The organism is Microbulbifer donghaiensis (assembly GCF_900129095.1).
Classification (GTDB): Bacteria; Pseudomonadota; Gammaproteobacteria; order Pseudomonadales; family Cellvibrionaceae; genus Microbulbifer; species Microbulbifer donghaiensis.
On record NZ_FQVA01000001.1, the window covers coordinates 1,356,223 to 1,370,231 of the forward strand.

The following is a 14,009-nucleotide window of genomic DNA, read 5'->3' on the forward strand; positions in this document are numbered from 1 at the left end:
GCACTTTGTCAAAGGCACCGGATACGCCAATCCAGTTGATTGTGGGGCTGGGCAATCCCGGCCCCGAATACGACCGGACGCGCCACAACGCCGGTGCCGACTTTGTCACCGAGCTGGCCCGCCGCCACGGCGCCCAGCTCGCGTCCGACAGCAAGTATCACGGTCTCAGTGGCCGTGTGCGGATTGGCGGCCAGGACGTGCGCCTGCTGATCCCCACCACCTATATGAATCGCAGCGGCCAGTCTGTAGGCCCGCTGGCAAACTTCTTCAAGATTCCCGCAGAAGCCATCCTGGTCGCTCATGACGAGCTCGACCTGCTCCCGGGCACCGCGCGCCTGAAGGCCGGCGGCGGCCACGGTGGTCACAATGGGCTGCGGGACATCATTTCCGCGCTGGGCAACAATCGCGACTTCATGCGCCTGCGACTCGGCATTGGCCATCCAGGCAGCGCCCGCGAAGTGGTCAACTTCGTCCTGCAGCGCGCCCCCAGAGCGGAACAGGAACAACTGGCCGAGGCGATCGACCGCGCTGTCGACGTCATGCCCGCCGCCGCTGCCGGCGACTGGGGCGCGGCCATGAAAGAACTCCACACTAACGCCAAATAAGCCGGGCACAGGCTTGCTGGCCGGCGGAACCGATCCGCCCGCGCCCGGATTAGCAGACAGGAACCAGACCATGGGTTTTACTTGCGGTATCGTCGGCCTGCCCAACGTGGGCAAATCCACGCTGTTCAACGCCCTGACCAAGGCGGGCATCGACGCTGAAAACTTCCCCTTCTGTACCATCGAGCCGAATGCCGGTGTGGTACCGGTGCCGGATCCGCGCCTCGACAAGCTGGCGGAAATCGTCAAGCCGCAGAAGGTTATCCCCACCACCATGGAGTTTACCGACATCGCCGGCCTGGTCGCCGGCGCCTCCAAGGGTGAAGGCCTGGGCAACAAGTTTCTGGCGAATATTCGCGAAACCGACGCCATCGCCCACGTAGTGCGCTGCTTCGAGGACGACAACGTCATCCACGTGGCCAACCAGGTGCACCCGGTCGCCGACATCGAAGTGATCAACACCGAACTGGCGCTCGCCGACCTGGATACCGTGGAGAAGGCCCTGCAGCGCTACACGCGCGCCGCCAAGGGCCAGGACAAGCACGCCATCAAGATGAAGGCGCTGCTGGAGAAGGTGCTGCCGCACCTGAACGAAGCCAAGCCGCTGCGCTCCTTTGGCCTGCCCGACGAGGAACTGGCCGACCTGCGCGAACTGAGCCTGCTCACGGTCAAGCCCACCATGTACATCGCCAACGTGCACGAGGACGGCTTCGAGAACAACCCGCACCTGGACGCCGTGGCCGCGATTGCCGCCGAGGAAAACGCGGTACTGGTACCCATCTGCAACAAGCTGGAATCCGAGATCGCCGAACTGGACGACGATGAGAAACTGGAGTTTCTCGAGGAACTGGGCATGGAAGAACCCGGCCTGAACCGGGTTATTCGCGCCGGCTACCAACTGCTCGGGCTGCACACCTACTTCACCGCCGGCGTCAAGGAGGTTCGCGCCTGGACCATCCCTCTGGGCGCCACCGCGCCGCAGGCGGCGGGCAAGATCCACACGGATTTCGAGAAGGGCTTTATCCGCGCAGAGGTGATCAGCTACGCCGACTTCGTCGCCTACAACGGCGAAGCCGGTGCCAAGGAAGCCGGCAAATGGCGCCTGGAAGGCAAGGATTACGTGGTCGCGGACGGCGACGTGATCCACTTCCGCTTCAACGTCTGATCCCCCGCTTCACTCCTCTCCCAACCGGGAGAGGAGGCCGGAGAGGCCCCTCTCCCCCACACAGTAACGCCCCGAGCCCATGACCCAATCCAACTGGAAAATCGGCCTGCCGCTGGCGCTGACCACCGCGTTTATGTGGGCCATGCTGCCAATCGCACTGAAAGGCCTGCTGGACGACATTACCGCGACGACGGCCACCTGGTATCGCTTTGTCGGTGCCGCCGTACTGGCGGGCGGCTACTACGGCTGGTCACGACAACTCAACCTGCGCCAGTTATTCGGGCGAGCGCTGCTGCCGTTTACCCTCCTCGCGGTCGCAGGGCTGCTCACCAACTACCTGACCTACGCCACCGGCCTCAATCACATCACCGCCGGTGCCGCACAGATAGTGATCCAGCTGGCACCATTGATGCTGCTGATCTCCAGCGTGCTGTGGCTGGGTGAGCACTTCTCCCCGCGCCAGTGGCTGGGCGTCATGATGGTAACCATCGGCCTGCCGCTGTTTTTCAACCAGCGACTGCCCGAGCTTGTCAGCGGAGCCAACCGCGAATACCTGATCGGCCTCGGCTTTATTGTGGTCGCGGCAGTAGGCTGGGCCATCTACGGCTTCTACCAGAAGAAAATCCTCAGCCGCGCCTACCCCCAGGATCTGCTGGTGCTGATCTACCTGACCGGCACCCTGTGCTTCCTGCCCATGGCAGACCCACTCAGCGTGGCCGGCCTGGACTGGCTCGGTTGGGCACTGCTGATCTTTCTGACCGCCAACACGCTGATCGCCTACGGCGCCTTCAGTAAGGCACTCGCCAACTGGGAGGCGTCCCGTGTCAGCGCCACCCTGGCACTGGTACCCCTGCTGACACTCGCGCTGAGCGCGCTGATAGGCGCCGTGTGGCCCGACTATATTGAAGTGGAACCCCTCAACTGGATCAGCTGGCTGGGAGCGGCGGCGGTGGTTTGCGGTTCGCTGTTTGCGGCGATCGGCCGGGGGCGCTAGTGCCGGGACAGGCACGCTAACTTACTGATTAATTTACTAAAATGGGGGTTGACACACCCCCATAGTCGCCCGATAATGCGCGCCCTCGGTTAGCCGAGACTTTCAGTGGCAAGGTAGCTCAGCTGGTTAGAGCGCAGCACTCATAATGCTGAGGTCGGGAGTTCAAGTCTCCCCCTTGCTACCATTTTCAAACTGTGAGCGATCGTCTCACAGTCCTGAAACTGGGGCGTAGCCAAGCGGTAAGGCAGCGGGTTTTGATCCCGTCATGCGTAGGTTCGAATCCTACCGCCCCAGCCATTTTCTAAGCATGAGATAGAGCTGAGCGAAACTCCAAAGCTCGATGGGTTCGAGCCGACTAATTTGCGAAGCAAATTTGGGCGCCGGAGCCTGCGACGGCGGGGTGAAACCCCGAGCACGCAGTGCGAGCCCACGTGGCAAAGCCAGCGTAGACCAGCGAGCCGAAGGCGAAGCTACCAACTTGCGAAGCAAGTTAGGGCGCCGGAGTGTGCGACGGCGGGGTGAAACCCCGAGCACGAAGTGCGAGTCAATCCTACCGCCCCAGCCATTTTCCTTTCGATAGAATTCCCAGAAAACCGCAAACCCGAACGACCAGTCGCGCGCCCGCTTAATTCGCGAATAAGTTACGCACGCCTGCGGTCACAGATTCGGATCCACCAGCGAGATAAAAAAAAGGCAGTCATACGACCGCCCCTTCAACTGCAAAATTCTGCGGGACCTGCGCGCCCCCCTCCCTTCGCAAGCGACGCCGCGCTTCCCGGCGCAATCCGAGCAGGCGCAGCCACTCGAAGCCCGCCAGGCACAAGACCACGGCCAGCAGCGCCAGTGCGATACCGACGGCGCCCAGGGTGGCCCGCTCGGATGCACAGGCCCAGACAAATTGCCCGACACACAGAACCGCCACCACAAACAAGGTCGGCCGTCGACCGATCAGCCCGACGACAAATACCCCCAGCGGCGCACCGAGCGCCACCACCGGCGCCGCGGCCAGCCAGTTGCCAAATACCCCGGGCTGCCATTCACCGGCGAGGGATTTCACGGCGACGCCGACGACGGATGTGAAGGCCATAATGACCACCGAAGTGGGGATCGCCACCTTGAGGTCGACGCGGCTGAGCAGCACCAGTGCCGCATAGATCACCATGTCGATGCCGACACCGGTGACTGACACCGCGCCGAAGCCGGCGATCGCGCCGAGCAAGAGCCCGACCCGGAAGTCCAGCGGACAGTTGGGATCGCCGGCGTGGTCATGAGCGGTAATTTCGCGCAGACGGTATAAATGCAGGATACCGAAACTCCCCCAGAGCACGGCAAACGCGATCGTCACCCAGAGTTCGGGAACCAGTGGCGCGAAGAAGAGGATACCCGCCGGCGTGGCGACCAGCGCCCCGATCAGCGCACCGCGCAACATCGCCCAGGCCAAGGGCTGGCGGCGGCAGAGAATAAAGATACTGGCACTGACCATGCCGATGGACTGCACCGCAAAGCTGAAGTCCCGACCGAGGCTGGCCGGCATATCGAACAGCAGCACCAATACGGGAAACCCGACCGTCCCGCCACCCATCGGAGTAGACCCGGCGGCGTAGCTCCCGATCGCCATGGAAAGCGCCATCGGCCAGTGCTCGAGGGCCACACCCCAGAGATCGAGGCCGATAACCAGCAACAGCCATACACCATAGAAAGCCGCCAGGAAGAGCAGCCACAACCAGATTGAGTTACGCATGGGTTGACTAGAAAAACAGGTGGGGCAAAAAAGGAATCAGGGCTCCATGGAACGGCAACTGCCGACACGGAGCCCGAGGCGCGCGGACCGATATGGCCGCGCGCCTCGCAGGCTTACTTAAACAGCAGCCTGCAGCTTGGCCAGACGCGAGAACTGGTGCAGGGAGCCCAGCTGCGCGTAGAGCGCAGGCAGGAAACCGCGCTTGCGGAAGTCAGCAAAGTCTTCCTCGCTCAGTTCGCCCAGCTTCTTCTCGTCAACGATGTAAATGCCGGCAAGGTTGATCTTTTCCTCTCCCGCATTCACCGCGACACTCTGCGAAACCAGCAGATCTTTCTCGACGAGAATGCTGACGAACGCCTTGGTCATCTGGTCACTTTCCAGGTAACTCACCAGGGCTTCCTTCTTGGCCTTCAGATAGTCGGTTTCTTCACCGGCTTCGGTAAACAGGGCGTTGCCCTCTTCCTCACTGACCAGCGGGCTGTTTTCCAGCAGGCCGACCATCAGCTGATCACTGCCTTGTGCGGCCGGAGCCAGAACAAACGGGTGGTTGCGGATGGCGCCCGGCACGAATACGCCCTGCCACTTGTCACCATCGACAAACAGGTTCTCCCCGGCCTTCAATCCCATGAGCGCGACCGACTGGAACTGATCAGTATCAGAATTCTTGACAAAAACGATCGGGTATTCAGCGCCCAGACGCGCAAACTCATGCGCGGTGACAGGCACCATGTGGCTACCCTTGACATGCTCAAAGGTCCCCAGCTCGCGGATTTTCAGTTTGCTGTGGGCATCGCTACGCAAAGCGACAACTTTGGGGGGCTGATTCTCAGACATACAACACTACCTAAATTAGTTATTAGCTGATTATTATGCTCAGTGGGTCCACAGTATATTTCCCTGCCTGCAAAAGGAAAGTGTTTATCACCGCTCACCTCTAGCCGCCCAACCGGCAAATTGCTCAAAGAGTAACCACCTCCGTACAGCAAGGCAAGAGTGGGAATCGCCTCCGGCCGACTCCGACCATCCACAGTCATCCTGTCTATATTTCAGGGCGCGCGCTCGCCAATATGTGACTCCAGGAAGGCAAGCACCTTGCGATAGGCAGCCACCCGGTTCTCGAGTAAGTAAAAACCATGTCCCTCCCCCTTCACGACGAGGGACTCGACCGGCTTCTCCGCCTTTCGCAGCGCTCGCCGCATTTGATCGAATTGCGAAATCGGCGCCCGCTCGTCCTCCCTGCCATGGATAAGCAATACTGGTACTGTAATTTTCTGCGCATTTCTGGCTGGCGAGTAGCGGGCCAGCTCAGTCGGATCGCGTCCAACAGCGTCCTCGAGATAGTCCAGAACCGAGCCATATTCGGGCATATCTCCATCACTCCACATCAACTCGAGATCATAGACACCGGCAAAGCCTATGGCGCAGCGAAACAGGTCCGGAGCCAAAATGGGGGACATCAATGCGGAGTAACCGCCAAAAGATGCTCCAAATATGCATATCCGGTCCGGATCGATATTGCGAGATTCAATCGCCCAGCGCGTGGCCTCAATGATGTCTTTTTGAACCCTGTCTCCCCACTGGTGAAACCCTGCGGTTTCAAACGCATTGCCATAACCCGCAGAACCGCGAAAATTCACCTGTAAAACAGCGAAGCCACGCGAGGCCAGCATCTGCACATCATCGTCGTACTCCCAGTAATCCCTCACACCGTGAGGACCACCGTGCGGCTTAACCACCAGAGGCAGCAGCCCCTTACCCCCCTCCGACCTGGTCAAAAAACCGGCTATCTTTCTCCCGTCTGACGCCTCGAATTCGACAGCCTCACTCCTCGCCAGCGACTCCCCCTGCAGCCAGGGCTTTGACGCCAGTATGTATCGCAGCTCTTTGGACTCTGCATCATAAAGATGGAACTGTCCCGGCTCATTGTCTGCCGTCACTTTGATCACCAGCTTCCTGCCATCCCTGCTGCCACTGATTATTTCCACCCTTTGCCCACCAAAGGCATGAAACAAGGAGACATAGGCCTGGGTGATAGGATGACTGGAGTCCAACAAGGCGACGTCGGGATAACCGGGCTCAAAATGTATCGCCAATGGTTTCCCCGTTACCGGGTCCCGGAGGAACCCCCTGTGGTCCACTCGACCATGACTGTAGATCAGCTTTTTCTTTCTGCCCTTGAGATCGTAGCGATAAAGCTTCTCCGGTCCATCTTTAGATTTTTCGGCCAGAATTATTTCTTCAGCGCCCAGAGTGGACGCAATCGGAACAGTACCCTCTTCATGTTGCGATAGCCGCCCTGTCAACTCCCATTTCTTTTCCACGAAACTGTGCACCACGACATCAAATGTGTCCTTGTCGGTGCCCACGCTGTGGGTGATTTCCCCTTCCGGAGACAGTATGAACTCACCCCAGTATGATGGAGCGACCGCAATCCGCCGAACCCGTCCATCGTTGATATTAAGTTCATACACCTTGGGAGTTTTATCCCGTCGGGTGGTAGCGAACTCAAAATACTTGATCAATACCTTGTCGGGCTTACTAGGCAGGTTATGGATAACCTCAGAATAACCTTGCAGATTGTTTTTTGGCCCTCGGTCGCGATTACTCGTAAGTAACTCCCGCCTGTTTTGGGTAAGCATCTTCCGGCCTGAACCATCGGCGTTCATGATGACAAGCTCGCCATTCAATCGCGGCGACTCAAGGTCACCATGCGTGATCGACAACTGGCTTATAAAACTGTTATCCGTCACCCAAACGGGGTTTACCGGCTCAGTTCCGCCTGCCGGGGGAAGATAGGAAACGAGTTCCATGTCCGAAGTGCGCAAAACCGCAATCACTCTGCGGGAGTTTTCGTCGTGCATTTCGACAGCCAGGTAATCCCCAGTCGGAGAAATCTGCACATCCTCATATTTTCTTTTCTTGGCGAAGCTTTCAATTGGAATCTCCTTGGCAATCACCGATGCGCAAAGCCCAAACAGCAGAACCCCAAAAATTAATCGTCTCATTTTTATTCCCCGAGTCCTTATTCGTTATCGGTACCGGATCTACAGCTGGAGTTTCGACGTAAAAAAGGGAGTCGACAGAACGGAACTCCCTTCATGAAAGCTTGATGGTCAAGTGAACTAGGTTTTAGAACCCAGCTTATTGGAAAGGTAGGCGCGCATTTTCCTCTTTTGCGACTCACTCATCCCTCCAAGGATTCCCTGTATATCCTTGGGAATATGCGCTAGCGGATCCCCTTTTCTGCGGAAAACGAAATAGTCGAATACCTCACTCCAGGCTTTCAACTTCTCAGGCGACAGAGACTGTGTTGCCATTAGCACATGCAGAAGTGCATCAAATACCGAATCTGCGTCGGCATCACCGACTGCACCACCGTGCCAGTAATTTACGAGGACATTAATTTTGCTGAGCGCCTCCACCTGGTGCCACCAAAGCGTGGGAATGAAGATCGCATCGCCGGGAGCCAGTACAGCACTCTGAGCCACTGACAGGGATTTCTCGAACTTGGGATACTGGCCGAGATCCGCTTCGGGCGGCATTAGTGTGGTGGGAGCACCGGCAGGCGTATAGTCAATTGGACCGATATAAAGATTCTCTATTTGGCCCGGCGGAAACAAGATAAATTTCCGCCTGCCCATCGCCACACACGCGATATTATCTGCATCGTCAAAATGAGCACCCACACTGCTTTGGTTTCCAATCCAGATCCTTGGCCGGACCGCAGAAGAAAAAAGTGGGAAACTCAGCTTACTGGCAAGCTCCGGAAAGATTTCGTCAACGAAAGTACTTTGCAAGGCTAAGGCCATGACATCTTCGATTTGCGCCAATTGCCCCAGCTTTTCCACGAAAGCATCGAAACGCATATCCCTTCGGGAAAAATTCAACCTCCCGGACTGCGCCGAATAGCCGATAAATCCGCGCTCCTTTCGTTGCGCCTCAACCACCCGCACTCTTCCGGGGCGCTCGTCCAGGACAAGCTGCCGCAGCCTAGCCAGCGCCTCTGCTGGCGAATCCGCTAACAGCGGCCAGCCGGTCACCAACCCACGAATCACAACCGGAGTCTGAGTGCTCAAATATTCAGTTTCAAAAACCGATAAGTCTCCGGCGTGAATCTCAGCTATCGGCCGCATTTCACTAGCCGCCCTGCCTGGCTTTCAATTCCAGTATCCGACCAATCTGTCCGAGGGAGACCAAGTGTGCATACACGGCGCCGAAATAATTGCGCTGGTGCATTTCAAGTACTGAAGCCTCGTCCAGGTCGCGCAGTGCCTGTTCCGAAATACAGAAAATCCCGGAAATCTTGCGATCCTTACCATCCACTTTGAAGTTGATCTCTCGCTGCACAAGCAGGTCATTCTTGTCTAGAAATTCAATAAATGCTCTCGTCTCCGCTTCACTGCGCGCGTATTCGCTCAGGAACTTCCGCATCGAATTGACGATTTCAGCTGGATTGCCATCCTCATCAAAGAGTGGCTGACCATCTTCCTCGGAAAACTTTTGAGATGACTGGTTGATACAAAGCGTCATTTCCCCGGTATCTGGATTACCGGCGATATAAAACGGGTAGCGCCTGATATCGAGTGGAATATAGGTGGAGTTCACCTGGCCATCTACAAATACTACGTTCTCTCCCTCTTCCACTCCCAGCAATCCCGCCGCACGGAACTCGCCCGTTGCGCCATCTTTTACAAAGATAATTGGAAAGGAACTGGCCGCATGGATAAATTCACCGGCGGTCAGAGGAACCAACTGCTGGCCATCCAGGTGTTCAAATTCAAATCCTGGCCGGATACGCAGATTCCGGTGCTCGTTCGAATCGAGAGCAACAACATTTCGCTCAATGGTCATACACTTACCTAGCTGTCTGTTTTTCGATATTCAGATTACATGGCACTCCCGCGAAAGGCCATAAAAAAAGCCGGGCAAGAGCCCGGCTTTTTAAGTGTTAACGACCGTTAAAAGTCGTAACGAGCACCGATTACAAAGCGGCGTCCGTTCTCATACAGAGACATCAGACGATCTTCGTAGTCACTGTACTCAATGATCTGCTCATCGGTCAGGTTAACCGCTTCAAACGTCAGCTGTGCGTTGTCAGTGACGTTATAGGAGAAGCTCGCATCCCATTGGCCGTAGGCATCGTTTGACAGCGGGTTGCCGTTCCAGTGGAAACCTTTGCTCCACTCGGAGCGATAGTTGTACATGAGGCGGGCACCGAAGGTGTCGTTCTCATAGTAGCCCATCAGGTTTGCCATCGTATCGGAGATACCAACTACAGTGTCTTCACCGGTGCTGGTGTAGGTGTAGTTGGCCTGCAGGCCAAAACCATTGTCGAAGTCGTGCAGCACGGCCAGTTCGACACCTGCCACCAGGCCGCCCGGACCGTTTACATCGCGCGAGAAATCGACATCCACATAGCTGTCGCTCTGCTCGTCGTAGCGGGCCTCGGTGTAGGTTTCTTTGGTCAGGTAGCTGTGATTCTTCTTGACGAAGGTAGTCGCGGAAAAGGCGGAGACATCACCGTAGTACCATTCGTAAGAGACATCCAGCTGGTCAGCGATAAATGGCTTCAGGAACGGGTTGCCGGATTGACCCTGTGGGTCCGGTGCATTCAGAGAACCGAAAGTTTCAAAGGCAGAAATCTGGTTCCAGTTCTGACGCGCCATCACGCGGGCAACACCAGTGCGTACAACCATGTCGTCGTTCAGGTCGTAGGCGATGTTGAAGCTCGGCAGGAACTCACTGTAATCGTTGTCTTCAGTAACCCACTCGAGGTAGGCAGGATTCAGCCAGTCGCGATCGATGGTCTTGAAGCCCCAGGAATCGCTGCTGAACTCGTAGCCGGAGGAAGCCTGGTCGGTGGTTACGTAGCGCAGGCCGAAGTTACCACGGTAACGCTCGCCCTCGAACTCGGCCTGTGCGTAGACGGCGAAGATATCCTCTTCCACCGCCCAGATATTGGCCAGCTCCAGGGAGCGGGCGTAATCCGCCGGAACACCGTTCAGGCCACCGAACGCAATTTGCTCCATTACGTCGCGAACCTGCTTGACGACGTTGGTCGCGTTACCGGCAACCGGGGAATCGATGTCAACAGTTCCGCCGGAATTCAGATCACAGCTGGCCAGAGTCGGACAGGTGTTGAAGATGTACTGGAGGTAAACCGGCCAATCAGAAGCCAAGTCTTCGTTGCCCGCCAGGGTTTCCGGGCCGTGCCAGCTGTAGACGGTGCGGTCCTGGGTACGCTCTGCACTGCGAGACTTGATACCGGTCTTGATGGCGGTGAAGGCGCCGGCGTCGATCGGCAATTCAAGGTCGATCTGGAAGTAAGTCTCTTCGTCAGTGGTGGGTTTCTCGCCGCCCCAGATCCAGCCAGCGCCGTAGGCTTCCGCGTCGTTCGGAGCCGGATCGGTAGTCAGCGACGGCTTTCTCAGGTCGAATGCGTAGTCTCCGCCGGTCCAGCCGTACTCCCAAGAGGTCTCACGATAGGTACCACCTTCGGCAGAAGTCTGGCCAGCCACTACGTCGAGGCTGAACGCGTCGGATTCATACTCAGCGGTCAGGGTAAAGGACTGGGACTCGGAAGAGGATACGCGGTTAATCCAGTTGACCACACCGCGACCTTCACCAGTGATCTCGGAAGCGACCACACTGGAACCGCTCATTACACCATTCGCGGCGTGATCCACAGCGTTGTCGCCGGCAAATACCAGCCAGTTACCGTTCATGTTGTCGGCATTGACGCTGGTATCGAGGGCATCCAGAGTGAACAGCAGCTCATCGGTGGCGCGGAACTGAGTGGAGACGAAGAAAGTCTCGCGCTCGCGCTCCTGATAGAAGGTAGGCGCGCCCATGGTGCCGGGCACCATGACTCCCGGAGTCGCTTCATCGGTCCAGGACAGCACTTCAAAACCGGAACGCTGTACGGTGCGATCCTGCTTCGTCGCCGCTACCAGAATACCGAAGGTTTCACTGTCGTTTTTCCAGGAGTACTGGCCGGAAACGCTCGGATCAAACTCTTCGGAGGTTTCGGAATAGACACTCTCGGCAGAAATGGAGGCCTGACCGGCGTCCAGGTCCAGCGGGCGGTGGGTACGAACATTCACCGTACCACCCAGGGAGCCTTCGTCCTGGGAGGCCTGCGGGCTCTTGCTTACTTCGAGGGAGGAAATCAGTGTTGACGGCAGCAGCGTAAAGTTAAAGCTGCGCGCCGGATTATCCAGAATAAACCAATCTGCAGTACCGACGGACTGACCGTTGAGGGTGGTGCGGTTGTAGTCGGGACCAGCGCCGCGGATAGATACCTTTTCGCCCTCACCGAATTCACGGCTTACTGCGACACCAGTGATACGCGACAGAGATTCGGCGATGTTCTTGTCCGGGAACTTACCCACGTCCTCGGCAGAGATCGCATCAACAATGCCACCGGCATTGCGTTTAATGCTGAGGGCATCCTGCAGAGAACCGCGAATACCGGTAACGGTAACCTCTTCGAGGGCCTCACCACTGGTCTGGGCAACTGCCAGCGGTGCCACTAGGCCACCGGTCAGGACAGCCGCACTGATGGAGAGTGCGAGTTTGTTGCGCTTAAGCATCGATTTCCCCTTCCTTTTTTATTGATATAAAGGTTTGGTTTGAAATTTTTTATCACCTTGTACCGCTAAATGATAGCGCTGTCATTTAGCTTTATGATAGCGCTGTCATTCTCACGCTCGACAATACACAGAAAAAAAATAAAAAGCTACTGGTCAGGAAGCGATTTAACCCGATATCCACCTAATTTAACGCAACAGTCGTCAACTACCACGTTGCGCGACTTGAAAATGTATTTGAAACAATAAGTTAGGGGAACGGTTAGTGAATTGGCGACAACAGATAAATAGTCACAAATGACAGGAGGCCGTTAGCAGCGCGTTCAGAGACGGCGCACTTTTTAACCAGATCGGTAGGGAATTGGAAACAGGGTCGGGAGAGAAGAACTTGTGCTGCCCTCACCCGCGGGCGAAGGCAGCAAGATTCGATCAAGAATCACTCAATTTCTTTGATGCGCATCGAACTCGTATGGCCGCCGACATTCAGGCGCTCACCCTGGGTAATCAGGATACGCTGGCCCTTTTGCAGCTCCAGACGCGATCCCAGCACTTCGATGATCGCTTCCGTCAGGTGACCCAGGGGTACCGGTGCCGGGTCGAATTCCACCGGCTCGACGCCGCGCAGCAATACCAGCTGGCGCGCCACGCGAGGGTGGCGGGTCAGCGCGTAGATCGGCAATTGGGTGGTGGCTCGAGACATCATTCGCGGCGTGCGGCCAGACTCCGTCAGTGCCGCAATCGCACAAAGGTTCTCCACCCGCGCCGCCACATCGATTGCCGCCTGGGCGATCACCGTATCGATGCGGCCGGACGCGCTCTGGTTCGCCGCCGGGCGCGGCACGCTGCCGAGATACTGCTCCGCACCGACGATGACTTCACTCATGGATTCCACCGCAGCCACCGGGTAATCCCCGGCCGCGGTTTCCGCGGACAGCATCACCGCATCGGTGCCGTCGAGCACGGCATTGGCCACATCCATCACCTCCGCACGGGTCGGTGTCGGGCTGGTGATCATCGACTCCATCATCTGCGTCGCAGTAATCACACCGCGATTCAGCGCGTTGGCGCGGTTGATCAGTTTTTTCTGCACACCGACAAGGGCGGGATCGCCGATCTCAACGCCCAGATCACCGCGGGCCACCATGATCGCATCCGCGGCCAAAATCAGGTTGTCCATCTGCTCGTCGTCAGCGACCGCTTCAGCGCGCTCCACCTTGGCGACAATTGCCGCCTGGCTGCCTGCTTCCTGCATGGCACTGCGGGCTGTCTCCAGATCCTCCGCACAGCGCGGGAAACTGACCGCGAGAAAATCCACTTCGAGCTGGGCGGCGAGTTCAATATCGCGATAGTCCTTTTCCGTCAGCGCCGGCGCCGACAGGCCGCCGCCGAGCAAATTGATGCCCTTGTTATTGGACAACTTGCCCCCCTGCAGTACGCGACAGTAGAGCTTGCGCGGTGTGGCACCGGTCACCTCGAGGCGGATCTTGCCATCATCCAGCAACAGAATATTACCGGCCTTGCAGTCGCTGATCAGGCTTGGGTAATCGACCCCGACTCTGTGTTGATTGCCGCCCTCCGGCGGGCAATCCAGGTCGAGGGCGAACTCAGCGTTGTTGTCCAGCCAGACACTACCCTCGTTAAACCGGGCGATGCGGATCTTCGGACCCTGCAGGTCGCCAAGCACCGCAACGAGTTTGTTCTGCGCCACTGCGGCACGGCGCACTTCGTCCACACGCCGGCGGTGATCTTCCGCGGATCCGTGGGAAAAGTTCAGGCGCACGATATTCACACCCGCACGGATCATCTCTTCGATGACGTGCGGCTTGTCAGTACCGGGACCGAGAGTGGCGACAATTTTGGTATGGCGAATCATAGAGTCCAGCTGGAAATTAATCTGAAAAACTTAAGGGCATAGCCC

General features: G+C 57.4%; 10 protein-coding genes and 2 tRNA genes. 5 read left to right on the forward strand and 7 right to left on the reverse strand.

Annotated elements, in window-relative coordinates; translation table 11 throughout:
* The first annotated feature begins 5 nt into the window (after positions 1 to 5).
* From pth to BUC36_RS05770, 5 genes are all read left to right on the forward strand, one after another.
* Positions 6 to 605: an aminoacyl-tRNA hydrolase gene (pth, locus tag BUC36_RS05750; RefSeq protein WP_073272609.1), complete on the forward strand. Its 600-nt coding sequence runs from the start codon at positions 6 to 8 to the stop codon at positions 603 to 605.
* Positions 606 to 675: 70 nt separating this feature from the next.
* A complete protein-coding gene (gene ychF / locus BUC36_RS05755) occupies positions 676 to 1,767 on the forward strand; it encodes a redox-regulated ATPase YchF (RefSeq protein ID WP_073272611.1) in 1,092 nt (363 codons plus the stop codon).
* A 79-nt stretch (positions 1,768 to 1,846) separates the two neighbouring features.
* Entirely contained in the window at positions 1,847 to 2,761 is a 915-nt protein-coding gene (locus BUC36_RS05760; RefSeq protein WP_073272613.1) for a DMT family transporter, read from the forward strand.
* A 107-nt stretch (positions 2,762 to 2,868) separates the two neighbouring features.
* Positions 2,869 to 2,945: transfer RNA gene (locus BUC36_RS05765), tRNA-Met, on the forward strand.
* Positions 2,946 to 2,983: 38 nt separating this feature from the next.
* Positions 2,984 to 3,058, forward strand: a tRNA-Gln gene (locus BUC36_RS05770).
* 400 nt (positions 3,059 to 3,458) lie between these two features.
* Here the strand turns inward: BUC36_RS05770 and BUC36_RS05775 are convergent.
* The 7 genes from BUC36_RS05775 to pyk all read right to left on the reverse strand — a co-directional run bounded on the left by BUC36_RS05775 (position 3,459) and on the right by pyk (position 13,964).
* Positions 3,459 to 4,502 (reverse strand): sulfite exporter TauE/SafE family protein, encoded by a 1,044-nt coding sequence (locus BUC36_RS05775; RefSeq protein WP_073272615.1) that lies wholly within the window; start codon positions 4,500 to 4,502, stop codon positions 3,459 to 3,461.
* A gap of 117 nt (positions 4,503 to 4,619) precedes the next feature.
* On the reverse strand, positions 4,620 to 5,336 hold the full coding sequence (locus BUC36_RS05780) for a SapC family protein (protein ID WP_073272617.1): 717 nt from the start codon (positions 5,334 to 5,336) through the stop codon (positions 4,620 to 4,622).
* A gap of 212 nt (positions 5,337 to 5,548) precedes the next feature.
* A complete protein-coding gene (locus BUC36_RS05785) occupies positions 5,549 to 7,507 on the reverse strand; it encodes an alpha/beta hydrolase family protein (protein ID WP_073272620.1) in 1,959 nt (652 codons plus the stop codon).
* A 117-nt stretch (positions 7,508 to 7,624) separates the two neighbouring features.
* Entirely contained in the window at positions 7,625 to 8,635 is a 1,011-nt protein-coding gene (locus BUC36_RS05790) for a cupin-like domain-containing protein (protein ID WP_073272622.1), read from the reverse strand.
* Between the two features lie 4 nt (positions 8,636 to 8,639).
* Entirely contained in the window at positions 8,640 to 9,353 is a 714-nt protein-coding gene (locus BUC36_RS05795; RefSeq protein ID WP_073272624.1) for a SapC family protein, read from the reverse strand.
* 107 nt (positions 9,354 to 9,460) lie between these two features.
* Positions 9,461 to 12,094 carry a TonB-dependent receptor gene (locus tag BUC36_RS05800; RefSeq protein ID WP_073272626.1) on the reverse strand — a complete coding sequence of 878 codons (2,634 nt, stop codon included), beginning with the start codon at positions 12,092 to 12,094 and terminating at the stop codon, positions 9,461 to 9,463.
* Between the two features lie 433 nt (positions 12,095 to 12,527).
* Positions 12,528 to 13,964 (reverse strand): pyruvate kinase, encoded by a 1,437-nt coding sequence (gene pyk / locus BUC36_RS05805; RefSeq protein ID WP_073272630.1) that lies wholly within the window; start codon positions 13,962 to 13,964, stop codon positions 12,528 to 12,530.
* Positions 13,965 to 14,009 lie beyond the last annotated feature (45 nt).